We start from the raw sequence: 23,061 nt of genomic DNA, 5'->3' as shown, positions 1-23,061 counted from the left end.
AGGATCGGGATATGGCGTTCGAAGCAATGTTTGAGCCGATTCAAATCGGCAAACTGACCATTCGCAACCGCGTGCTGAGCACCGCACACGCCGAGGTGTATGCCACGGACGGCGGCATGACCACGGCGCGCTACGTGCAGTACTACGAAGAAAAAGCCAAGGGCGGCATCGGCCTGGCGATTTGTGGCGGCTCGTCCGTGGTGGCCATCGACAGCCCGCAGGAGTGGTGGAGTTCGGTCAACCTGAGCACCGACCGCATCATCCCGCATTTTCAAAACCTGGCCGACGCCATGCACAAGCACGGCGCCAAAATCATGATCCAGATTACCCACATGGGCCGTCGCTCGCGCTGGGACGGTTTTAACTGGCCGACCTTGATGTCGCCGTCCGGCGTGCGTGAGCCGGTGCACCGTGCCACCTGCAAAACCATCGAGCCGGAAGAGATCTGGCGCATCATCGGCAACTACGCCAGCGCGGCGGGTCGGGCCAAAAAAGGCGGGCTCGATGGCGTGGAACTGTCGGCGGTGCACCAGCACATGATCGACCAGTTCTGGAGCCCACGGGTAAACAAGCGCACCGATGAATGGGGCGGCAGTTTTGAAAATCGCATGCGCTTCGGGCTGGAAGTGCTCAAGGCCGTGCGTGCCGAAGTGGGCCCGGATTTCTGCGTGGGCATCCGCCTGTGCGGCGACGAATTCCACCCCGATGGCTTGAGCCACGAGGACATGAAACAAATCGCCAAGTACTACGACGACACCGGCATGCTCGACTTTATCGGCGTGGTCGGCTCGGGCTGTGACACCCACAACACCCTGGCCAACGTGATCCCTAACATGAGCTTCCCGCCGGAGCCGTTTTTGCACCTGGCGGCGGGCATCAAGGAAGTGGTCAAGGCGCCGGTGCTGCATGCACAAAACATCAAAGACCCCAACCAGGCCACACGGATTCTGGAGGGGGGCTACGTCGACATGGTGGGCATGACCCGTGCCCACATCGCCGACCCGCACCTGATCGCCAAAATCAAAATGGGCCAGGTCGACCAGATCAAACAATGCGTGGGCGCCAACTATTGCATCGACCGCCAGTACCAAGGGCTGGACGTGCTGTGCATTCAGAACGCTGCTACCTCCCGTGAATACATGGGCGTACCGCACATCATCCAGAAAACCACCGGGCCCAAGCGCAAAGTGGTGGTGGTCGGCGCAGGTCCGGCCGGGATGGAAGCCGCCCGCGTGGCCGCCGAGCGCGGGCACGACGTGACCCTGTTCGAGAAAAACGAGGCCATTGGCGGGCAAATCAGCATCGCCGCCAAAGCCCCGCAACGTGACCAGATGGCCGGTATCACCCGTTGGTTCCAGCTGGAACTGGCGCGCTTGAACGTCGACTTGCGCTTGGGCACGGCGGCCGATGTGGCGACCATTCTCGACCTGCGCCCAGACATCGTGGTGCTGGCGGTGGGCGGGCATTCGTTTGTGGAACAAAACGAACATTGGGGCGCCGCTGAGGGCTTGTCGGTGAGCAGCTGGGACGTGCTCGACGGCAAAGTGGCGCCGGGTAAAAACGTGCTGGTGTACGACACCATTTGCGAGTTCACCGGCATGTCCGTGGCCGACTTTATGGCCGACAAAGGCTCGCAGGTCGAGATCGTCACCGACGACACCAAGCCCGGTGTGGCGGTGGGCGGCACGTCGTTCCCGACCTACTACCGCAGCCTGTACCCCAAAGAAGTGATCATGACCGGCGACATGATGCTGGAGCGCGTGTACCGCGAAGGCGACAAGGTGATTGCCGTGCTGGAGAACGAATACACCGGCGCCAAGGAAGAGCGCGTGGTGGACCAGGTGGTGATTGAAAACGGCGTGCGCCCGGACGAAGAGCTGTATTACGCGCTCAAACCCGACTCGCGCAACAAGGGCCAGATCGACGTTGAAGCGCTGTTCGCGATCCAGCCGCAACCGTGCCTGAGCGAAGCGGGTGACGGCTACTTGTTGTTCCGCCTCGGTGACTGTGTGGCGCAGCGCAACGTGCATGCCGCCATCTATGACGCCCTGCGGTTGTGCAAGGATTTCTAAGCAGCGCCCCATACCTCTGTAGGAGCGAGCTTGCCTCGCGATCTTTTGATCGTTGAAAAGATCGCGAGACAAGCTCGCTCCTACAGGGATCGTGTGAGACCCGGGAGCTTCATCATGTTGACTATCATCCTCCCCATCCTGTTATTCGCCGCCCTCGCGCTCGCCATTCTGGGCGCGGTGCGGCGCATGGCTATGTGGCGTCGTGGCCGTGCGTCGAAGGTCGATCTGCTCGGCGGCCTGCTGGCCATGCCGCGTCGCTACATGGTCGATCTGCACCACGTGGTGGCACGCGATAAATACATGGCCAACACTCACGTGGCCACGGCGGGCGGGTTTGTTCTGGCGGCGGTGCTGGCGATTGTGGTGCACGGCTTTGGCGTGCATAACCAGATCCTCGGTTACGCCTTGCTGTTCGCCACGGCGCTGATGTTTATCGGCGCGCTGTTTGTGTTTAAACGCCGCCTCAACCCGCCGAGCCGCTTGTCCAAGGGCCCGTGGATGCGCCTGCCGAAAAGCCTGCTGGCGTTTTCAGCGAGCTTTTTTATCCTCACCTTGCCGGTCGCCGGGGTGCTGCCCGAAGGCTTTGGCGGCTGGTTCCTCGCGGCATTGCTGGCAGTGGGCGTGGCGTGGGGCGTGTGTGAATTGTTTTTGGGCATGACCTGGGGCGGGCCCATGAAGCACGCCTTCGCCGGGGCGCTGCACCTGGCCTGGCACCGCCGCGCCGAGCGCTTTGGGGGCGGCCGTTCTACCGGCCTCAAAGCCCTCGACCTGACGGATCGCAGCGCGCCGTTGGGCGTAGAAAAACCCAAGGATTTCACCTGGAACCAACTGCTTGGTTTCGACGCCTGCGTGCAGTGCGGCAAGTGCGAAGCGGCGTGCCCGGCGTTTGCCGCAGGGCAACCGCTGAACCCGAAAAAACTTATTCAAGACATGGTCGTGGGCCTGGCCGGTGGCACCGACGCGCACTTCGCTGGCAGCCCGTACCCCGGCAAGCCGATTGGCGAGCACGGCGGCAACCCGCATCAGCCGATCGTCAATGGTTTGGTCGACGCTGAAACGCTGTGGTCGTGCACCACCTGCCGCGCCTGCGTGGAAGAGTGCCCGATGATGATCGAGCACGTAGACGCCATCGTCGACATGCGCCGCTTCCTCACCCTGGAAAAAGGCGCGACGCCGAACAATGGGGCGCAGGTGCTCGACAACCTGATCGCTACCGACAACCCCGGCGGTTTTGCACCCGGTGGGCGGATGAACTGGGCCGCTGATTTGAACCTCGACGTGATGCGCGACACGCCATCGGTCGACGTGCTGTTCTGGGTCGGTGACGGCGCGTTCGACATGCGCAACCAGCGCACCTTGCGCGCCTTCGTCAAAGTGCTGAAAGCGGCCAAGGTCAGCTTTGCCGTGCTCGGCCTGGAGGAGCGCGACAGCGGCGACGTGGCCCGGCGTTTGGGTGATGAAGCGACGTTCCAGGCCCTGGCCAGGCGCAATATCCAGACCCTGGCCCAGTACCGCTTCAAGCGCATCGTCACCTGCGACCCGCACAGTTTTCATGTGCTGAAAAACGAGTACCCAGCCTTTGGTGGCGAGTATCTGGTGCAGCATCACAGCACTTACATGGCCGAGTTGCTGGCCGCCGGGCAATTGAACGTGAGCGCCGATACCGGTGGCAGCGTGACGTATCACGACCCGTGCTATTTGGGCCGCTACAACGGTGAATACGAGGCGCCGCGTGCGGTGCTGCGGGCGCTGGGCATTGAGGTCAAAGAGATGCAGCGCTCGGGCTTTCGCTCACGGTGCTGCGGCGGTGGCGGCGGCGCGCCGATTACCGACATCCCCGGCAAGCAGCGTATCCCCGACATGCGCATGGACGACATTCGCGAAACCGGCGCCGAGCGCGTGGCCGTGGGCTGCCCGCAGTGCACCGCCATGCTTGAAGGCGTGGTTGAGCCACGGCCGTTGATCAAAGACATTGCTGAACTGGTGGCCGATGCGCTGGTTGAACCCGCAGCGCCGGTCAAAGCCACCCAGCGTGCTCCCGAAGAGGTGATCGCATGAGTGACATTATTCGCCGCGACCCGCGTGCCGAGTGGATCGCCCGTAACCGCTTGCACCCGTTGCACGCAGCTCTGCAGCCAACGCAGCAAAGCTGGATGGGGCCTAACGGTGTCCTGCGCAAAAACGTCCACGGGGTGGGTTTTATCGGCCCCAACGGCATCAAGCGCATCGACCGCAGCGGCGTGCAGCAGGGCGGCGCGAGCAAGCGCACAGCCCGGGTTGAGGTGCAATTGCCGTTGCATCAAGTGCCCGCCCCGGCGTTTTACATCGCCGTGGTGCCGGACATGGTCGGTGGCCGCTTGAGCAGCCATGACCGCGACCTGCTCGGGCTTGCCCACCAACTGGCGGGTGCAGACGGCGCGGTGCTGGCGGTGGTGTTCGGTGACTCCAAAGAAACCGCGTTTGCCACGGCCGGTGTCGACCGCTTGTTACAACTCGACAGCCAAGGTTATGCACCGGAGCAACAGGTGTTGAGCTTGCGGGCTGTGGATAACCAATTCGCGCCCCAGCATTGGTTGCTGCCCGACAGCCGCTCGGGTGGCGGTGAACTGGGGCGGCGTTTGGCGGCCAGCCTGGGTGAACGCCCGGCGACCCGCGTGTGGCAAATCAAGGGCGGCCAATGTGTGGGCCGCGCCGGGGCCGGGCTCGAAGACGTGTCGCAAGCCGTGCCGCGCTTGATTCTGGCGGCCGCCGAATGCGCTGAGCCGGTGAGTGAAACCCGCCATGAGGCCCTGGTGGTGGAGTTATCCACAGCGGTGGTGCCGTGCTTGCCGCGCATCGAAGATTTGGGCGCGGTGGAAGTGGACCCGGCGGCGATTCCCATGGCCGAGGCGGAATTTATCCTCAGTGGTGGCAACGGTGTGAAGGACTGGCCACTTTTCCACAAGACGGCCTCGGCCCTGGGCGCCACCGAAGGCGCATCGCGGGTAGCCGTGGACGATGGCTTTATGGGTCGCGAGCGCCAAGTGGGCGCCAGCGGTACGTGGGTCACGGCGCGGGTGTATGTGGCGGTCGGCATCAGCGGCGCGATCCAGCACCTGCAAGGTATTGGCGCGTGCGACAAAGTGGTGGCGATCAACCTCGACCCCGGCTGCGACATGATCAAGCGCGCTGACTTGTCGGTGATCGGCGACGGCACGGCGGTGCTGCAAGCGTTGATCGCGGCGGTTGAGCAGTGGCGCCATGGCGCTAAGCAAAGCGCCGCCTGACCCCATGTAGGAGCGAGCTTGCCTCGCGATCTTTTAAACGATCAAAAGATCGCGAGACAAGCTCGCTCCTACAGGTTTTGTGTGTTTTGGAGAGTTATGTATGAGCATCGACACTGTCGCACTGGTTTCAATCGGCGCTCACCCCGCTTCCGGGCGGGCCCGGCGTGCCGAGCACGATGCCCGCGCTGTTGAGCTGGGCCTGCAACTGGCTGGGGATAACCTGCATGTGCTGCACGCCGGTAACCCCCACGAGCCCGCGCTGCGCGCTTATCTGGGCATGGGCCTGGACGAACTGCATGTTCTTGAACAACCCGAGCACGCCGACGCGGTGCCGGTGCTGCGCGATTACTTGCGTGAGTCCGGGGTTCAGCTGGTGCTGGCCGGCAGCCAGGCCGAAACCGGCGAAGGGTCGGGCATGCTCCCGTACCTGCTGGCCGAGCAATTGGGCTGGCCGCTGCTGGTGGGCGTGGCGCACATCGAATCTATCCACAACGGTGTGGCGACGGTGCTGCAAGCGCTGCCCCGTGGCCAGCGGCGTCGGCTCAAGGTGCGCCTGCCGTTTATGGCCACTGTGGATAACGCCGCGCCTAAAGCCCGGCAGAGCGCCTATGGCCCGGCCACACGGGGGCAGATCGGCGCCCAGGAGGTCGAGGTGGTGGAAGACGAGTTATCCACACGCGGGCTTTTCCAGACCGCCAAACCGCGCCCCAAGCGTTTGAAGGTGATCAAGGCCAAAAGCGGCGCTGACCGCATGAAGGCCGCCACAGCCAAGGCGGCCGGTGGTTCGGGGCAAGTGCTCAAAGGCGTGAGTGCCGAAGAGGGCGCACAGGCGATTTTAAAGTTACTCATCGAAGAAGGCGTGGTGCGCTGAGTTGCCCACAAAGTCTGTTAGCGCTTATGTGGATAAGTTGTTTGCTATCGGCTAAGCGCCATACAGATCAAGGCTTTCAAGCATCTGATCAAAAAACACCCAATTACCGTTGTTATCCACCGCGCAGCCGTTAAACCCTTGAGCAATGGCGCCTTTAAGGGGTTTTCCACAGTCGGGCAGGGCGGTGCATAAGTTGCACACATTCTCTGTTGGCGGTTATGTGGATAACGTGTTCGCGGTTAGCTACAGTCCATATAAACCGTGGCTTACACGATTTTGATCAAAAAATAGCCAATCGCCTTTTTAAGGATAACTTACCCACTTCCCCACAATTGCTGTGGGTGTGGCTGTGGATAAGATGTTGGTGAAGGGCTGCGCGCCTTTGAAAGCCTGGCCTGGGGCGTGTTGATCAAAAAATGAGCTGTGCATAGTAACAACTGGTTATAAACCTCCCCGGCGCACGCGCCGTGGGCTGCGTTAAAAAGAGCGCCTTAAGCCTGTGGAGTAACGCGTATGCCTATTTTGTTTCGTCCAGCGTTGCAAACGGATGCGCGCGACATCGCACGCCTGTTTCAAATTTCATCTGAGGGGGGCGCCGATTACATCTGGAGCCTCATCGCACAACCGGGCGAGGCGCTGCTGGACGTGGGCGAGCGTCGCTATGCCCGTGAAGGGGTGAATTTCTCGTATGAGAACTGCCTGATTGCCGAGGCCGAAGGCCGCGTGATTGGCATGATGCACAGCTACGTGATGCGTGAAGACCCGAACCCTGAGCCTGTGACCGACCCGGTGCTGGCGCCGTACGCCGACATGGAGGTCCCCGACACGCTGTATATCTCCAGCCTGGCCTTGCATGAAGGGTGGCGCGGCCTGGGCTTGGGCCAGGAGTTTCTTAAATACGCGCACCAGCGTTGTGATGAGTTAGGGCTCAAGGGCTTGAGCCTGATCGACTACGCCGCCAACACCGGCGCCCGCCGGTTCTATGAGCGTCATGGGTTTACGATTGTTAAAACCTGCACCGTCGTCCCGCACCCGATGATCGGGGTGACAGGCGAGGCGTATTTGATGTTTCTGGAGCGTAAGCCCCTGTAGGAGCGAGCTTGTCTCGCGAGCTTTTAAACCATCAAAAGATCGCGAGGCAAGCTCGCTCCTACAGGGTTGATATCACTGGGTGACGACGCCTTTGAGGTAGGCCGCTGGCGCTGCGCCCAGGTTGTTCAGCAGGCGATCGCTGTACCAGTCGATAAAGTTGACCACTCCAAACTCGTAGGTCTTGGAGTACGGTCCCGGCTGGTAAGCCGTAGAGTTGATGCCGCGCTGGTTTTCTTCGGCCAGGCGACGGTCCTGGTTGTTGGTTTCGTCCCAGACTTTACGCATGCGCTCCACGTCGTAGTCCACGCCTTCTACCGCATCTTTGTGCACCAGCCATTTGGTGGTGACGATGGTTTCTTGCGGGCCGATCGGCCACACGGTGAACACCAGAATGTGGTCGCCCATGCAGTGGTTCCAGGAGTGCGGCAGGTGCAGGATGCGCATCGAGCCCAGGTCCGGGTTTTTGATCCGGCCCATGAGTTTTGCACAGCCTTGTTTGCCGTCCAGGGTCATCGATACGGTGCCTTTAAGCAGCGGCATGCGCACGATGCGGTTACGCAAGCCGAAGCTGGCGTGGGCATAGGGAATTTTTTCGGCGTCCCAGGCAGCGGCAGAGGCGGCCACGTGATCCTTGAACGCCTGGTCGGCGCGCGGGTCGGTCACGTCGTCCCATTCCAGCAGGGTTTTCAACAGCTCCGGGTGCGAGCCGCCGCAGTGGTAGCACTCGCGGTTGTTTTCAATCACCAGCTTCCAGTTGGCTTTTTCGACCAGGGTGGTCTGGATCGCCACCTTGGTGTTTTCCATGTCGTAGGGTTCCATGTAGTGGTTCAGCGTGGCCAGGAACTCGTCAATCGCCGGTGGGTTCTCGGCCATGCTGATAAAGATGTAGCCGCCTGCGGTTTTCACGTTGACCGGCTTGAGGCCGTACTGCTTCATGTCGAAATCGGCGCCCATCTCGGTGCCGGCAAACAGCAGGCGCCCGTCCAGCTCGTAGGTCCATTGGTGGTAGTGGCACACCAGCTTGGCGACTTTGCCTTTCTCGCTGGTACACAGCCGCGAGCCGCGGTGGCGACACACGTTATGGAAGGCATGTACCTGGCCTTCAGCGCCACGGATCACGATGATCGGGTTCTTGCCCACTTGCAGGGTCAAGAAGTTGCCCTTGGCCGGGATCTCGCAGGTCATGCCCGCAATCAGCCATTCCTTTTGAAAGATCTCTTGCATGTCGATTTCGAACAGACGCTCGTCGTTATAAAACGGCTGCGGCAGCGAAAACGTCCGCTCGCGATTTTGCAACATCTCGGCGGTGGCCTTGCGTGCAGGTTCTAGTGGATCGCCCAGGCTCAGGGTTGCGGTGACGTCCATCGTTGTAGTCCTCATGGCCATTCGACGTGGCCTAAAAGTGGCTGATCAGGGGTGCGACACAAGGCAAAGCAAAAACTGTTGTCAGTGGCGCTGAGTGTGCGTTCGAAGTGCCTGATCGCCATATCTGCGGGCGACATGGCCCAATCTGTTCCCGACGCTGCAAGAGCTGTTTTCAGCGGCTGGTCGCGATAAGTATGTGAATGTCGCGAATAGGTAAATGGCCGCCCAAGGGCATGCGCAAAATCGCCAGCAAGAGGCCGACAGTCGGCCGTGGAGAAGCGTATGTCCAACAGCTTTCTGAATCCGGTTACCACTCAAACCTGGGCCAATGGCCGGCACATCGTGCGTTGCGTCAAAGTGATTCAGGAAACCTGGGATGTGCGCACGTTCTGCTTTATGGCGGACCAGCCGATTTTGTTCTTTTTCAAGCCGGGGCAGTTCGTGACCCTGGAACTGGAGATCGACGGCGATCCGGTGATGCGTTCGTACACCATCTCTAGCTCACCGTCGGTGCCGTACAGTTTTTCGGTGACGATCAAGCGCGTGCCGGGCGGGCGTGTGTCTAACTGGCTGCACGACACCCTGCAAGAAGGCCAGGAGCTGGCGGTGCATGGCCCGGTCGGACTGTTTAACGCCATCGACGCGCCCAGCCCGAAGGTCCTGTACCTGAGCGGCGGCGTGGGCATCACCCCGGTGATGTCGATGGCGCGCTGGTTCTACGACACCAACGCCAATGTCGACATGGTGTTTATCCACAGCGCCCGTTCGCCCAAAGACATCATTTACCACCGCGAGCTGGAACACATGGCGTCGCGCATCGACAACTTCAGCCTGCACCTGATCTGCGAGAAGCATGGCCTGGGTGAACCGTGGGCGGGGTATCGCGGTTACTTGAACCACAAAATGCTCGACCTGATGGCGCCCGACTTTATGGAGCGCGAAGTATTCTGCTGCGGGCCTACGCCGTACATGAATGCGGTGAAACGCCTGCTGGAAAGCAACGGTTTTGACATGAGCCGTTACCACGAAGAATCGTTTGGTGCGACGCCACCCGAGGTGCGGGCAGACGCCATCGAACAAGCCGAGCAAGCGGCCGATGCGCCGGAGCTGGACGTGGCCGACCTCAACCAGGTGGAATTCACCGCGTCGGGCAAGAGCATTCGCGTGGGCCCGGCTGAAACCGTGCACGCAGCCGCAGCCAAGCTTGGCCTGATGATCCCCAAAGCCTGCGGCATGGGCATTTGCGGCACCTGCAAAGTGCTCAAATTGGGCGGTGAAGTAGAGATGGAACACAACGGCGGCATCACCGACGATGACGTGGCAGAAGGCTACATCTTGTCGTGCTGCAGCGTGCCCAAAGGCGATGTGCGCATCGAATTCTGAAATTGGCCTGCCGGCGTAGGAGCTGCCGAGGCACGATGGCTGCGATCTTTTAAGATCAAAAGATCGCAGCCTTCGGCAGCTCCTACAGAGTTCTCGGGAACAAAGGTTGCAAACCGCAGTCTTTAGGGCGCGTAAAGGCAGGTCTTCGCTAGCTTAGCGGCTGACTTTTCTTTATCGTACGCGCCCTCTGAAAACTGCTTGAGAACACCACCATGATCGAGTCATCCCTTAGCAAACTGGAACAACTGGTCAGTGACCTGGTTCAGCAAAAACAAGAACTGCTGGACGCCAACACTCAGCTGAACGCTGAACTGGCCCAGGCCAAAGATGAAAACGAAAGCCTGCAACTGTCGCTGATGGAAGCCGAAGAGAAGCAAGGCGCTACCGCTGCACGCATTCAAGCCCTGGTTGAGCGCGCGAGCGTGAGCCCTGTCAACGCATGAGCGCGGACAGAGACGGTGTAAATGTCGTCTCGATTTTGGGGAACGACTACACGATCAAGGCACCGGAAGGCGAGAAACAAACGCTGCTGGCCGCCACGGTCATGTTGAAAGCTGCCCTGGCCGAAACGAAAAGAAAGTACCCGAGCTTGATCGGGGACAAATTGCTGGTTTTGGCCGCATTGAATCTGTGCTCACAACAGATTGAATTGCAACTGAGCCACAAACAGGAACTCGACCGTTATCAAGAGCAAGTCAGCGCCACGGTCGATGTGATTGAGCGAACCCTCGGGCAAGTCTGAGTCGGCGCGCATCACAGAGGCGGGCAAGGCAGGTAGCACCAGCACACGCTGCCTTGTCCGCTATTAACCTGAGCAGGCCTTGCTTATTTGGGTAGCCTGATCGACGTGAGCGGTTTCAAGAACGCTTCGAGTTGCTGCATTTCATCTTTAATAGCGTCGACGTTGTCGGATGATAACGGGCCGTCAAAGTTAACCTTGCCCATATAGTGCTCTATCCGACGGGTAACGTTTGTCGCTTGCGTGTGGTAATCGTTTTTTAAAACGTTTAAGGTTTCGGCCTCATTCAGCGCCTGGGTGACGGCGGCGTGTTTTTTTTGTAACTCGATCAGTACGGATTCATGGTCTCGGCATTTCTGGATCTCAAGCCTTAATACGTTTCGGGCTTCGATCATTTTTAGATAGTTCAAATGCTCGGAAATATAGCTCAAGTACTTTTTCAGCAGAATGAGTGCTTGTTTGAGGATTTCGACTTTTGACGCTGAAAAACTGACAGCGTTAATGGTTTCTTCGCTGGGGATCCAGTCCGCCAGGTAATCGGCAATATTTTTGTCGTCAATTAAATGAATGGCAGTGCTCAGGGTTTGCAAGTCAACGTTCAGCTGTTGTTGGCGTAACTTGTTATTTTCAAGCTTGGTGTTAATGTCCTCGGTCATCGAGTGCGGTACGCGCAAGTCCAGCTCAGACAGTTTGATATCATCGAGGTCATTTTGTGTGTTCTCCATGGCCAGGAGCAATTGGGCGATGACACGGTGCGATTCTTTTTGGCTGGTCAGGTAATCGTATTCCAGTGCTGCGATCGATTGTTTTTTTTGTTCGTCGCCCAGTGACGGGCTGTTTTCTATCTCTAGGATCATTGGCCGTAAACGGATGTAATTTTTGTCGGTTAACCGTACGGCTATTTTCACTGTGTGAGTGAGCAGTGTCTCGTGGGCTGCGTTAATCGCTTTATCCAGGCGCTGGACCTTTGAGCCCAGAGCGCTGTTAAATGAAAGTTCCAGACGGCCTGCCAAGGCATTGATGTTTTTTTTATTGTTCTTGATAAGCGCAATATTGATTAAGGGGAAGTCAGTCACAGTAAACATCCTTGCTTAAGGGTTTGATTGATTGGCGGTGTATAAAACATCCAGCAATGCGCTAACGGTCAGGTTGACTTCTTTCCAGGGCGCGATGGTGCGATCGATATTGGCTTGAAAAGAGATTAATGCCTGACCGGTTTTAATCAGCTTGAAGTCAGTCGCTGAGGTTTCGATATGGGCAATGATGGTTGCCCATACTTTTTTTAGCTTTTCGGTGGCTTCTGCCGCGCCACCCATGGCGGTCTCCAACGTACGCAGAGACAGGCTGTGTTCCGTAACCAGCTTTGGAATACCTTCGGTGGCGAGGAGCTCGCTTTCGAGTTGGGTGATCTCCCGGTTCAGTTTCCCCACGTGGTGTATGACGTCTATCAGCTCAGGGCTTAACAAAGCGGGGCCATTAAGAAAGTTTATTAAGAGGCTAAGTGGGTTGGCAGCGGACAGTCCGATCTTGCTAATGTCGAACGCCAAGAGTTTGGTCTTTTCGTTATTTTTTTGTTTGTGTGTTTCCCGTGCTTCGTTCAAGCGCAACATTAACCGATTGGCGTGATCGGCGCTGGACACTTTACTCAATGTATTGATGCTGCGTTCGACAAGAGGAATCAAGTGTTGCGCAAGTTTATTATTAAACGAGGTGATCTCTTTGTGCAGGTTGTCGGTCTCACTGGATGCCTTTGCGATGCTTATTTTAAGGTCGTCAAATGTACTGCCGAGAGTCTTATGGACTTTTTCGTCTACGGGGTCAAAGGGAATGGGCGGCAAATGTTCGATTGAGGTGCTCTCAAACTTTTCAATCTTTTCAACAATAGGCATTTGGGAAATGGTGTCAGACAGGCGGGTCATGAAGGTGGTCAGGTTATATGAAAACACTTTCAGGCGCTCACCCGAGGCAAATAATCCTGTCTCTATATCGGGCCAGAGCAGCGCGTGCCGGTGAATGCTCTCATGAATGGTTAACAGCTCAAGGGTGCTAAATTCGGCTGTTTCAAGTTTGCCAAGTTTTTCATGTATGTCTGGCAGGGTTTTAGGCAGTTTTTTAGCGGTGTGAACATACTCTTTAATGAGCTTCATGTCTTCGGCTGTTAAGAATAATCGCGCCTCCGGACTGTTGAGGGCTTCGAAGAAGGGTGGGGGTTCATTAATGGCTGTTTTATTAATACGCTCGCGGTTTATATATTCACTATCGGGTGTCATTTGTTTCATGGTGTTAACCTTTTATCAGTCAGTTAGGTGATGACCCTCAAGCAGGGGTTTGCATGGCCTTAGTCAAACGCTATTTGAGTGTATTAGCCATAAGTGGAAGTCGTTTGTAGAGGTAAGAATACTGACTTGTTTTACTATTGTTCAGGCGTTGAAGATGTAGGTTTTATGGGTGCAAGTTAGATTAATTGAAATAATTGACAGAAAAAAAAGGGAGCATAAGTAGCTCCCTTAGTGGTTTAAAACAGGACGTCGCGTGATGTTTAGTGAGCCATCATTACTTCTCGAATATCCGCCGCCAATTCCCGCACCCGTGCTTCTTCGGTGTCCCACGAGCACATGAAGCGGGCGCCGCCTTTGCCAATGAAGGTGTAGAAGCGCCAGCCCTTGGCGGTCAATGCGGCCACCGCTGGCTCCGACAGTTGCAAAAACACGCCGTTGGCCTGCACCGGGAACATCAGTTCAACGCCTGGAATATCGCTGACCAGTTGGCTGAGCAATTGCGCGCAATGGTTAGCGTGGCGGGAGTGTTTGAGCCAGGCCTGGTTTTCCAGCAAGCCCACCCACGGTGCTGACAAAAAGCGCATTTTCGACGCCAGTTGCCCGGCCTGTTTGCAGCGGTAGTCAAAGTCCACCGCCAGGTCGTGGTTGAAGAACAAAATCGCTTCGCCCACCGCCATGCCGTTTTTCGTACCGCCAAAGCACAGCACGTCTACCCCGGCTTTCCAGCTCAGGTCGGCCGGCGAGCAGCCCAAAAATGCACAGGCGTTGGAGAAGCGCGCGCCGTCCATGTGCAGCAGCAGGCCCAGCTCTTTACAGGTGGCGCTGATGGCGCGGATTTCTTCAGGGGTGTACACCGTGCCCACTTCAGTGGCCTGGGTGATGGTCACCACGCGCGGTTTTGGGTAGTGAATGTCTTTGCGCTTGAGGGCGATCTCGCGGATCGACTCCGGGGTGATCTTGCCGTTTTCTGTGCGGGCCAGCAGCAGTTTGGAGCCGTTGGAAAAAAACTCCGGGGCGCCGCATTCGTCGGTCTCGACGTGGGCGGTTTCGGAGCAGATCACGCTGTGGAAGCTCTGGCACAACGACGACAACGCCAGCGAGTTGGCCGCCGTGCCGTTGAAGGCGAAGAACACTTCGCAGTCGGTTTCAAACAAGGTGCGGAAGTCGTTGGCCGCACGCAGGGTCCACTCGTCATCGCCGTAAGAACGTTGATGGCCGTGGTTGGCTTTTTCCATGGCAGACCAGACTTCGGGGCAGATACCGGAGTAGTTGTCGCTGGCGAATTGTTGGCTCTTATCAGTCATTTCCCGGTTCCGTGTCGAAGGGTGTGCTGCACTTTATCCAAGAACGCGGCGGGTGCACAGACACACACACATCCTGTAGGAGCGAGCTTGCCTCGCGAGCTTTTAAACGATCAAAAGATCGCGAGGCAAGCTCGCTCCTGCAGACTCTGCGTTTGCGTGATGTCGTAAACGCGCCATTGCGTGGCGCGCGCAGGCATTTGATCGGCCTGTACCGGCTCTACCATCTGGCTCAAAGGGCATAAGCCTCACCGAGACGAATGGCGCGCTGGCGCTGGGAGAACGCAATGTTCAGCAAACAGGATCAGATTCAGGGTTACGACGATGCCTTGATGGCGGCGATCAACGCTGAGGAGCAGCGTCAGGAAGATCACATCGAGCTGATTGCCTCCGAGAACTACACCAGCCAGCGGGTCATGCAAGCGCAGGGCAGCGGCCTGACCAACAAGTACGCCGAAGGCTACCCCGGCAAGCGCTATTACGGCGGTTGCGAACATGTGGATAAAGTCGAGCAGTTGGCCATCGACCGCGCCAAGCAACTGTTCGGCGCCGATTACGCCAACGTGCAGCCGCACTCGGGCAGCCAGGCTAACGCTGCGGTGTACCTGGCGTTGCTCAATGCCGGTGACACCGTGCTGGGCATGAGCCTGGCCCATGGCGGCCATTTGACCCACGGCGCCAGCGTGAGCTTTTCGGGCAAGTTGTACAACGCCGTGCAGTACGGCATCGACACGGCCACCGGGCTGATTGACTACGACGAAGTGGAACGTTTAGCGGTCGAACATCAGCCAAAGATGATCATTGCAGGGTTCTCGGCCTACTCCAAAACGCTAGATTTCGCACGCTTTCGCGAAATCGCTGACAAGGTCGGTGCGTACTTTTTTGTCGACATGGCCCACGTGGCCGGGCTGGTTGCAGCGGGCTTGTACCCGAACCCGCTGCCGTACGCCGATGTGGTAACCACCACCACCCACAAAACCCTGCGCGGGCCACGTGGCGGGCTGATTTTGGCCAAGAGCAACGAAGCGCTGGAAAAGAAATTCAACTCGGCGGTGTTCCCCGGCGGTCAAGGCGGCCCGTTGATGCATGTGATTGCCGCCAAGGCCGTGTGCTTTAAAGAAGCACTGGAGCCGGGCTTCAAAACCTATCAGCAACAGGTGATCGACAACGCCCAGGCCATGGCCGAGGTGTTTATCAAACGCGGCTACGACGTGGTCTCGGGCGGCACCGACAACCACCTGTTTTTGGTCAGCCTGATCCGTCAGGGCCTGACCGGCAAAGACGCCGACGCCGCCTTGGGCCGTGCGCACATCACCGTCAACAAAAACGCCGTGCCGAACGACCCGCAATCGCCGTTCGTGACCTCGGGCCTGCGCATCGGCACCCCGGCGGTGACGTCCCGTGGTTTCAAGGTGGCGCAGTGCACGGAGTTGGCGGGCTGGATTTGCGACATCCTCGATCACCTCGGTGACCCCGATATCGAGGCCGATGTGGCGCGTCAGGTGACGTCGCTGTGCAAAGACTTCCCAGTTTATCGCTGAGCGCGTTTTTGGAGTAAGCCCTATGCAACGGTACTCAGGTTTCGGCCTTCTTAAGCACTCGTTCAGCCACCACGAAAACTGGCAAAAAATGTGGCGCACGCCGACCCCCAAAAAGGTCTATGACGTGGTCATCGTCGGCGGCGGCGGGCATGGTCTGGCCACCGCGTATTACCTGGCCAAAGAGCACGGCATCACCAACGTGGCCGTGGTCGAAAAAGGCTGGTTGGGCGGCGGCAACACGGCGCGCAACACCACCATCGTGCGTTCCAACTATTTGTGGGACGAGTCGGCGCACCTGTACGAACACGCCATGAAGTTGTGGGAAGGCTTGTCCCAGGACCTCAACTACAACGTCATGTTCTCGCAGCGCGGCGTTTACAACCTGTGCCACACCCTGCAAGACATGCGCGACTCGGAACGCCGGGTCAGCGCCAACCGCCTCAATGGCGTGGACGGCGAACTGCTTAACGGCAAGCAAGTGGCGGACGAGATTCCGTACCTCGATTGCTCAAAAAACACCCGCTACCCGATCATCGGCGCCACCGTGCAACGGCGCGGCGGCGTGGCCCGGCATGACGCTGTGGCCTGGGGCTTTGCCCGGGCCGCCGACGCCCTGGGCGTGGACTTGATCCAGCAGACCGAAGTGCTCGGCTTTCGCAAAGAGAACGGCGTGTGCATCGGTGTTGAAACCAGCAAGGGCTTTATCGGCGCCAAGCGCGTGGGCGTGGTCACGGCCGGTAACTCCGGGCACATGGCGCGCCAGGCCGGGTTCCGTTTGCCGATCGAATCGCACCCGCTGCAAGCGCTGGTGTCGGAGCCGATCAAGCCGATTATCGACAGCGTGATTATGTCCAACGCCGTACACGGCTACATCAGCCAGTCCGACAAGGGCGACCTGGTGATCGGTGCCGGTATCGACGGATGGGTCGGCTACGGCCAGCGCGGCTCGTACCCGGTGATCGAACACACCATTCAAGCGATTGTGGAGATGTTCCCGGTGCTGTCGCGCGTGCGCATGAACCGCCAATGGGGCGGCATCGTCGACACTACGCCGGACGCCTGCCCAATCATTTCGAAAACCCCGGTCCCGAATCTGTTCTTCAACTGCGGCTGGGGCACGGGCGGTTTTAAAGCCACGCCGGGCTCGGGCAACGTGTTTGCCGCCAGTTTGGCCAAAGGCGAAATGCACCCGCTGGCGGCGCCGTTTTCCATTGACCGTTTTTACAACGGCGCCCTAATCGATGAGCACGGCGCAGCCGCTGTCGCCCACTAACAGGAGAAACACCCATGTTGCATATCTTCTGTCCTCATTGTGGCGAGTTGCGCTCCGAAGAAGAGTTTCACGCCAGCGGCCAGGCGCATATTCCGCGCCCGCTCGACCCTAACGCCTGCACCGACAAAGAGTGGGGCGACTACATGTTCTTTCGCGATAACCCACGCGGCCTGCACCACGAACTGTGGAACCACGTCGCCGGTTGCCGCCAGTTCTTTAACGCCACGCGCAACACCGTGACCTACGAAATTTTGGAAACCTACCTGATTGGTAGCAAACCGCAGTTCACCGAACAGGCCGCGCCGGTTGCGCCTGCAGCCACCCGCGAGCTGGGAGAAAAGGTATGAGCCAGACCCATCGCTTGCCTAACGGCGGCCGTGTTGATCGCAGCAAAGTGCTGACCTTTACCTTCAACGGCCAACAGTACAAAGGCTATGAAGGCGACAGCCTGGCGGCCGCGTTGCTGGCCAATGGTGTCGACATCATCGGTCGCAGTTTCAAGTACTCCCGGCCTCGGGGCATTTATGCCGCTGGTGCCGAAGAGCCCAACGCAGTGCTGCAAATCGGCGCCACCGAAGCCACGCAAATCCCCAACGTGCGCGCCACGCAACAGGCGCTGTATCAAGGGTTGGTGGCCACCAGCACCAACGGCTGGCCCAACGTCAACACCGACATGATGGGCATTTTGGGCAAGGTCGGCGGCAAGCTGATGCCGCCGGGTTTTTACTACAAAACCTTTATGTACCCGCAGTCGTTCTGGATGACTTACGAGAAGTACATCCGCAAGGCGGCAGGCTTGGGCCGTTCGCCTACGCAGAATGACCCCGATACCTACGACAACATGAACCACCATTGCGACGTGCTGATTGTCGGCGCCGGGCCTGCCGGATTAGCTGCTGCCCTGGCGGCTGCGCGTAGCGGTGCACGGGTGATTGTCGCCGATGAGCAGGAAGAGTTTGGCGGCAGCCTGCTGGACAGCCGCGAAAGCCTGGACGGCAAACCGGCCATGGAGTGGGTCGCTAAAGTGATCGCTGAACTCAAGAGCCTGCCGGGCGTGCTGTTGCTGCCGCGGGCGACGGTCAACGGTTATCACGACCACAACTTTCTGACCATTCACGAGCGCCTCACTGACCACCTGGGCGACCGTGCGCCGATTGGCCAAGTGCGCCAACGTTTGCACCGGGTCCGGGCCAAGCGCGTGGTGCTGGCCACCGGCGCCTGCGAACGCCCGCTGGTGTACGGCAACAACGACGTGCCGGGCAACATGCTGGCCGGTGCGGTGTCGACCTACGTGCGCCGCTACGGCGTGGCGCCGGGTAAAAAACTGCTGCTGAGCACCAACAACGATTACGCCTACCGCGTCGCGCTGGACTGGCTTGATGCCGGCCAACAGGTGGTGGCGGTGGCCGATGCACGGAGCAATCCGCGAGGCGCACTGGTTGAAGAGGCGCGGGCTAAAGGCATTCGGATTTTGACCGGCAGTGCGGTGATCGAAGCCCGTGGCAGCAAGCGCGTGACCGGCGCCCGCGTGGCGGCCATTGACCTTAAAACCAACAGCGTTACCAGCCCCGGCGAATGGCTGGTGTGTGACCTGGTGGCGACCTCGGGCGGTTACAGCCCGGTGGTGCACCTGGCCTCGCACTTGGGCGGCAAGCCGATCTGGCGCGAAGACATTCTGGGTTTTGTACCGGGCGAAGCGCCGCAAAAGCGCGTGTGCGTCGGCGGCATCAATGGCGTGTACGGGTTGGGTGACAGCCTGGCCGATGGTTTTGAAGGCGGCGTGCGCGCAGCCAGCGAAGCCGGGTTTAAAGCGGTCGAGGGCGTGTTGCCCAAAGCCTTGAACCAAGTGCAGGAAGCCACCGTGGCGCTGTTTCAGGTGCCCCACGAAAAAGCCACGGCGCGGGCCCCCAAACAATTTGTCGACCTGCAAAACGACGTGACGGCGGCCGCGATTGAGCTGGCCACCCGCGAAGGCTTTGAGTCGGTCGAGCATGTTAAACGCTACACCGCGCTGGGCTTTGGTACTGACCAGGGCAAGCTGGGCAACGTTAACGGTCTGGCGATTGCTGCGCGTTCGTTGAACGTGACCATCCCGCAGATGGGCACCACTATGTTCCGCCCCAACTACACGCCGGTGACGTTCGGCGCGGTGGCGGGTCGTCATTGCGGGCACATCTTTGAGCCGGTGCGTTACACCGCGTTGCAGGCCTGGCACGTGAAACAGGGCGCCGAGTTTGAAGACGTCGGCCAATGGAAACGCCCGTGGTACTTCCCGCGTCATGGCGAAGACCTGCACGCAGCGGTTAAACGCGAGTGCCAGGCGGTACGTGACAGCGTCGGTATTCTGGACGCCTCGACCCTGGGCAAAATCGACATTCAAGGCCCTGATGCGCGGGAGTTTTTAAACCGCATTTACACCAACGCCTGGACCAAGCTGGATGTGGGCAAGGCGCGTTACGGGCTGATGTGCAAAGAAGACGGCATGGTCTTCGACGACGGTGTGACGGCGTGTCTGGCCGACAACCATTTCGTCATGACCACCACCACCGGCGGTGCGGCCCGCGTGCTGCAATGGCTGGAAATCTATCAACAGACGGAATGGCCGGAACTCAAGGTGTACTTCACCTCGGTCACCGACCACTACGCAACGCTGACCTTGAGCGGCCCCAACAGCCGCAAGCTGCTGAGCGAAGTGACCGACATTGATCTGGACCGCGATGCGTTCCCGTTCATGACCTGGAAAGAAGGCCTGGTGGCGGGCGTGCCGGCGCGGGTGTTCCGTATTTCGTTTACCGGCGAGCTGTCGTACGAGGTCAACATCCAGGCTGACTACGCCATGGGCGTGCTGGAAAAAATCGCCGAGGCGGGCAAGCAGTACAATCTGACACCATACGGCACCGAGACCATGCACGTGCTGCGCGCCGAGAAGGGTTTCATCATCGTTGGCCAGGACACCGACGGCTCCATGACCCCGGACGACCTCAACATGGGCTGGTGTGTGGGCCGCACCAAACCGTTCTCGTGGATCGGCTGGCGCGGCATGAACCGCGAAGACTGTGTGCGTGACCAGCGCAAACAACTGGTGGGCCTCAAGCCGGTCGACCCGAATAAATGGCTGCCGGAAGGCGCGCAACTGGTGTTCGACCCTAAACAGACCATCCCGATGACCATGGTTGGCCATGTGACCTCCAGCTATGCGCATAACTCGCTGGGGTATTCGTTTGCCATGGGCGTGGTCAAGGGTGGCCTCAAGCGCCTCGGCGAGCGGGTGTTCTCACCCCAGGCAGATGGCAGCGTGATTGAGGCTGAAATTGTGTCTTCGGTGTTCTTCGACCCGAAAGGCGACCGGCAGAATATTTGAGTGGGTGATCTCATGACGACCGCAAACGTATACCAACAACGCCCGGACTCGGGCGCCAAAGCCGAGTCATCGCTGCATCACGCTCACCTGGCCAAATTGATCGGCAAGGGCCGTAAAAACCCTGGCGTGACCGTGCGCGAGAAAAAACTGCTGGGCCACCTGACCCTGCGCGGCGACGCCAAAGACCCGGCCTTTGCCGAAGGCGTGCACAAGGCACTGGGCCTGGAGTTGCCGGTGGCCTTGAGCCTGGTGGCCAAGGGCGACAGCTCGCTGCAATGGATGGGCCCGGATGAATGGCTGCTCATCGTCCCCGGCGGTCAGGAATACGCCGTGGAACAGGCCCTGCGCGCCGCGTTGGCGGGGCTGCATATTTCGGTGGTCAACGTCAGTGGCGGGCAGCAGCTGCTGGAACTGAGCGGGCCGAATGTGCGCAACGTGCTGATGAAGTCGACGAGCTACGACGTGCACCCCGACAACTTCCCGGTGGGCAAGGCGGTGGGCACCGTGTTTGCCAAGTCGCAGCTGGTGATCCGGCACACGGCTGAAGACACTTGGGAGCTGTTGATCCGCCGCAGTTTCTCGGATTACTGGTGGCTGTGGCTGCAGGATGCGGCGGCGGAATATGGGCTGAATGTTGAGGCCTGATGTCCACTGCAAGTCTCCTGTGGGAGCGGGCTTGCTCGCGATGGCATCAGCGCGGTGAATCAAATACACCGCGTCGCTTGAATCGCGAGCAAGCCCGCTCCCACAGGGGGGTGTTAACTCTCATATAACAAGGAATTGCACCATGAGCCGCGCCCCTGACACCTGGATCCTCACGGCCGATTGCCCCAGTCTGCTGGGCACCGTCGACGCCGTGACCCGCTATCTGTTTGAACACCGCTGCTACGTCACCGAGCACCATTCCTTTGATGATCAGCGTTCGGGGCGTTTTTTTATTCGCGTTGAATTCCGTCAGCCCGACGGTTTTGACGAGAACGCCTTTCGCGCAGGGCTGGCTGAGCGGGGCAAGGCCTTCGGCATGACCTTTGAGCTGACCCCGCCGCACTACCGGCCCAAAGTGCTGATCATGGTCTCCAAGGCGGACCACTGCCTGAACGACTTGCTGTATCGCCAACGCATCGGCCAACTGTCGATGGACGTGGTGGCAGTGGTGTCCAACCACCCTGACCTTGAGCCGCTGGCGCAATGGCATGGCATCCCTTATCACCACTTCGCCCTCAACCCGGCCAACAAGCCCGCGCAAGAGGCCCGCGTGTGGCAAGTGATCGAAGACACCGGCGCCGAACTGGTGATTCTTGCCCGCTACATGCAAGTACTGTCACCCGAGCTGTGCCGCAAACTCGACGGCAAGGCCATCAACATTCACCACTCCTTGCTCCCCGGTTTTAAAGGCGCCAAGCCGTATCACCAGGCCTACGAGAAAGGCGTGAAACTGGTGGGCGCCACCGCGCACTACATCAATAACGACCTGGACGAAGGCCCGATCATCGCCCAGGGCGTGGAGGTGGTTGACCACAGTCACTACCCCGAAGACTTGATCGCCAAGGGCCGCGACATCGAAGCCCAGACCCTGGCGCGGGGTGTTGGGTATCACATTGAACGGCGCGTTTTTTTGAATGGGGGGAGGACGGTGGTGTTGTAGCTCCAGCCTATGTTTCGCGAATAGTACTGATCGTGGTGCTGGCAGTCGCAGCGGAGTTTGGCGCTCGTGATGTCCGCACAAAATCGGGCGGGGGAGGTGGAATAAAGTCGGGAGGCGGCGACGATGACTTTGATTGGGGGCGGCTGCTCGGAGCGGGCGGCGCAGGTGGAATGAAGACGGGCGGCGACGCAGATCTCGAACGGCTGCGACTGGCCAGAACGCTTGATTCGGGGGCAGGAACGGGAGCCGGTTGTGTCGGTAATCCTCGCCCCCATGGATCATGATTGACCCCTGGTGTGCCTGGATGCGGTGTTAGCGGCGCGGGTGGCACTGGCCGTTGGTTAAACAGCGCAATTGGCGCATTGATCGCCCTCGGCCTCCTTCTTCGAACCACATCAAGGGTGATGACGTGGATCTTTAACGGCCTAAGTGTGAGATGCCCATCAGGATCAACATGATTGATCGGGTCCCCTTTGCAATAGGCGTACGCATTAGTGCCACCTTTGCCAAACGGGCTCCAACTGTCCGGGCTGTTGAAGCGCATCAATACCGGATTGAATGCCCGATACCCCAGGCCCAGTAAATAGTGCCCGGTGATGGTGTCGACTCGTTCGCCATTAAATCCCAGCACACTCTGTTGATTCATCGGTATGGGCCGATGCCCGTACGCGGAGTAGGGATAGGACTGTAGCCCGTCGGTATTGAGGCTCAACAGAACGCAAGAATGCTGGTCAGTCATCAGCAGTGTCGAGGGCGTGTCATCACCCCGCTTGAACTGGGCCAATGGTTGACTCGGTGACTCAAAAAAACAGCGGTGAGCCGGCCCTTCTAGCTCGGTGGCGATCCGTTGACGATTATAAAAGCGACGCCGCC

Annotated in this window: 19 protein-coding genes; 14 read left to right on the top strand and 5 right to left on the bottom strand. The window is 59.1% G+C overall.

The features are described 5' to 3' along the window. Positions 1 to 11: 11 nt before the first annotated feature. The 5 genes from dgcA (at position 12) to TU84_RS20595 (ending at position 7,301) form a co-directional block, all read left to right on the top strand. Positions 12 to 2,072: a dimethylglycine demethylation protein DgcA gene (gene dgcA, locus TU84_RS20615; RefSeq protein WP_048372354.1), complete on the top strand. Its 2,061-nt coding sequence runs from the start codon at positions 12 to 14 to the stop codon at positions 2,070 to 2,072. Between the two features lie 114 nt (positions 2,073 to 2,186). Next, positions 2,187 to 4,130, top strand: a complete 1,944-nt coding sequence (gene dgcB / locus TU84_RS20610) for a dimethylglycine demethylation protein DgcB (RefSeq protein ID WP_048372351.1) — start codon at positions 2,187 to 2,189, stop codon at positions 4,128 to 4,130. After that, positions 4,127 to 5,338, top strand: coding sequence for an electron transfer flavoprotein subunit alpha (gene etfA / locus TU84_RS20605; protein WP_048372350.1), 1,212 nt, complete (start codon positions 4,127 to 4,129; stop codon positions 5,336 to 5,338). The genes dgcB and etfA overlap by 4 nt, the downstream gene beginning before the upstream one ends. Positions 5,339 to 5,438: 100 nt before the next feature. Continuing rightward, the gene (etfB, locus tag TU84_RS20600; RefSeq protein WP_048372348.1) at positions 5,439 to 6,209 is read left to right on the top strand and encodes an electron transfer flavoprotein subunit beta; all 771 of its coding nucleotides are present in this window, start codon (positions 5,439 to 5,441) and stop codon (positions 6,207 to 6,209) included. 513 nt (positions 6,210 to 6,722) lie between these two features. After that, the gene (locus tag TU84_RS20595; RefSeq protein WP_048372347.1) at positions 6,723 to 7,301 is read left to right on the top strand and encodes a GNAT family N-acetyltransferase; all 579 of its coding nucleotides are present in this window, start codon (positions 6,723 to 6,725) and stop codon (positions 7,299 to 7,301) included. 72 nt (positions 7,302 to 7,373) lie between these two features. Here the strand turns inward: TU84_RS20595 and gbcA are convergent, their stop codons facing one another. Continuing rightward, on the bottom strand, positions 7,374 to 8,666 hold the full coding sequence (gene gbcA / locus TU84_RS20590) for a glycine-betaine demethylase subunit GbcA (RefSeq protein ID WP_048372345.1): 1,293 nt from the start codon (positions 8,664 to 8,666) through the stop codon (positions 7,374 to 7,376). A gap of 282 nt (positions 8,667 to 8,948) precedes the next feature. Between gbcA and gbcB the strand changes: the two genes are divergently transcribed. The 3 genes from gbcB to TU84_RS20575 all read left to right on the top strand — a co-directional run bounded on the left by gbcB (position 8,949) and on the right by TU84_RS20575 (position 10,791). After that, positions 8,949 to 10,049: a glycine-betaine demethylase subunit GbcB gene (gene gbcB, locus TU84_RS20585; protein WP_048372343.1), complete on the top strand. Its 1,101-nt coding sequence runs from the start codon at positions 8,949 to 8,951 to the stop codon at positions 10,047 to 10,049. A 212-nt stretch (positions 10,050 to 10,261) separates the two neighbouring features. Next, on the top strand, positions 10,262 to 10,492 hold the full coding sequence (locus TU84_RS20580; RefSeq protein WP_048372341.1) for a hypothetical protein: 231 nt from the start codon (positions 10,262 to 10,264) through the stop codon (positions 10,490 to 10,492). Continuing rightward, positions 10,489 to 10,791 carry a cell division protein ZapA gene (locus tag TU84_RS20575; protein ID WP_048372339.1) on the top strand — a complete coding sequence of 101 codons (303 nt, stop codon included), beginning with the start codon at positions 10,489 to 10,491 and terminating at the stop codon, positions 10,789 to 10,791. The genes TU84_RS20580 and TU84_RS20575 overlap by 4 nt, the downstream gene beginning before the upstream one ends. A gap of 83 nt (positions 10,792 to 10,874) precedes the next feature. Here TU84_RS20575 and TU84_RS20570 read toward each other — a convergent pair whose 3' ends face one another. The 3 genes from TU84_RS20570 to TU84_RS20560 all read right to left on the bottom strand — a co-directional run bounded on the left by TU84_RS20570 (position 10,875) and on the right by TU84_RS20560 (position 14,371). Continuing rightward, positions 10,875 to 11,864 carry an alpha-xenorhabdolysin family binary toxin subunit B gene (locus TU84_RS20570; RefSeq protein WP_048372337.1) on the bottom strand — a complete coding sequence of 330 codons (990 nt, stop codon included), beginning with the start codon at positions 11,862 to 11,864 and terminating at the stop codon, positions 10,875 to 10,877. 15 nt (positions 11,865 to 11,879) lie between these two features. Next, positions 11,880 to 13,067 (bottom strand): alpha-xenorhabdolysin family binary toxin subunit A, encoded by a 1,188-nt coding sequence (locus TU84_RS20565; RefSeq protein ID WP_153391550.1) that lies wholly within the window; start codon positions 13,065 to 13,067, stop codon positions 11,880 to 11,882. Between the two features lie 260 nt (positions 13,068 to 13,327). Next, positions 13,328 to 14,371 (bottom strand): threonine aldolase family protein, encoded by a 1,044-nt coding sequence (locus TU84_RS20560; protein ID WP_048372333.1) that lies wholly within the window; start codon positions 14,369 to 14,371, stop codon positions 13,328 to 13,330. 284 nt (positions 14,372 to 14,655) lie between these two features. On the opposite strand from TU84_RS20560, the gene glyA reads away from it, so the two are divergent. From glyA to purU, 6 genes are all read left to right on the top strand, one after another. Then, the gene (gene glyA / locus TU84_RS20555) at positions 14,656 to 15,909 is read left to right on the top strand and encodes a serine hydroxymethyltransferase (RefSeq protein ID WP_048372332.1); all 1,254 of its coding nucleotides are present in this window, start codon (positions 14,656 to 14,658) and stop codon (positions 15,907 to 15,909) included. Between the two features lie 22 nt (positions 15,910 to 15,931). Continuing rightward, on the top strand, positions 15,932 to 17,182 hold the full coding sequence (locus TU84_RS20550; protein WP_048372329.1) for a sarcosine oxidase subunit beta family protein: 1,251 nt from the start codon (positions 15,932 to 15,934) through the stop codon (positions 17,180 to 17,182). A gap of 14 nt (positions 17,183 to 17,196) precedes the next feature. Beyond that, positions 17,197 to 17,529, top strand: coding sequence for a sarcosine oxidase subunit delta (locus tag TU84_RS20545; RefSeq protein ID WP_048372327.1), 333 nt, complete (start codon positions 17,197 to 17,199; stop codon positions 17,527 to 17,529). Further along, positions 17,526 to 20,543, top strand: coding sequence for a sarcosine oxidase subunit alpha (locus TU84_RS20540; RefSeq protein ID WP_048372326.1), 3,018 nt, complete (start codon positions 17,526 to 17,528; stop codon positions 20,541 to 20,543). Before TU84_RS20545 ends, TU84_RS20540 begins: the two co-directional genes overlap by 4 nt. A 12-nt stretch (positions 20,544 to 20,555) precedes the next feature. After that, complete coding sequence (locus TU84_RS20535; RefSeq protein WP_048372325.1) at positions 20,556 to 21,188, top strand: sarcosine oxidase subunit gamma; 633 nt, start codon at positions 20,556 to 20,558, stop codon at positions 21,186 to 21,188. Between the two features lie 142 nt (positions 21,189 to 21,330). Continuing rightward, positions 21,331 to 22,188 carry a formyltetrahydrofolate deformylase gene (gene purU / locus TU84_RS20530; protein WP_048372323.1) on the top strand — a complete coding sequence of 286 codons (858 nt, stop codon included), beginning with the start codon at positions 21,331 to 21,333 and terminating at the stop codon, positions 22,186 to 22,188. 7 nt (positions 22,189 to 22,195) lie between these two features. On the opposite strand, the gene TU84_RS26790 is transcribed toward purU, so the two are convergent. After that, positions 22,196 to 22,927, bottom strand: a complete 732-nt coding sequence (locus TU84_RS26790; protein ID WP_409348749.1) for an RHS repeat-associated core domain-containing protein — start codon at positions 22,925 to 22,927, stop codon at positions 22,196 to 22,198. Positions 22,928 to 23,061 lie beyond the last annotated feature (134 nt).

The organism is Pseudomonas helleri (assembly GCF_001043025.1).
GTDB lineage: Bacteria > Pseudomonadota > Gammaproteobacteria > Pseudomonadales > Pseudomonadaceae > Aquipseudomonas > Aquipseudomonas helleri.
Note: the sequence above shows the minus strand (reverse complement) of the source record. Positions and strands in the feature narration are given on the sequence as shown.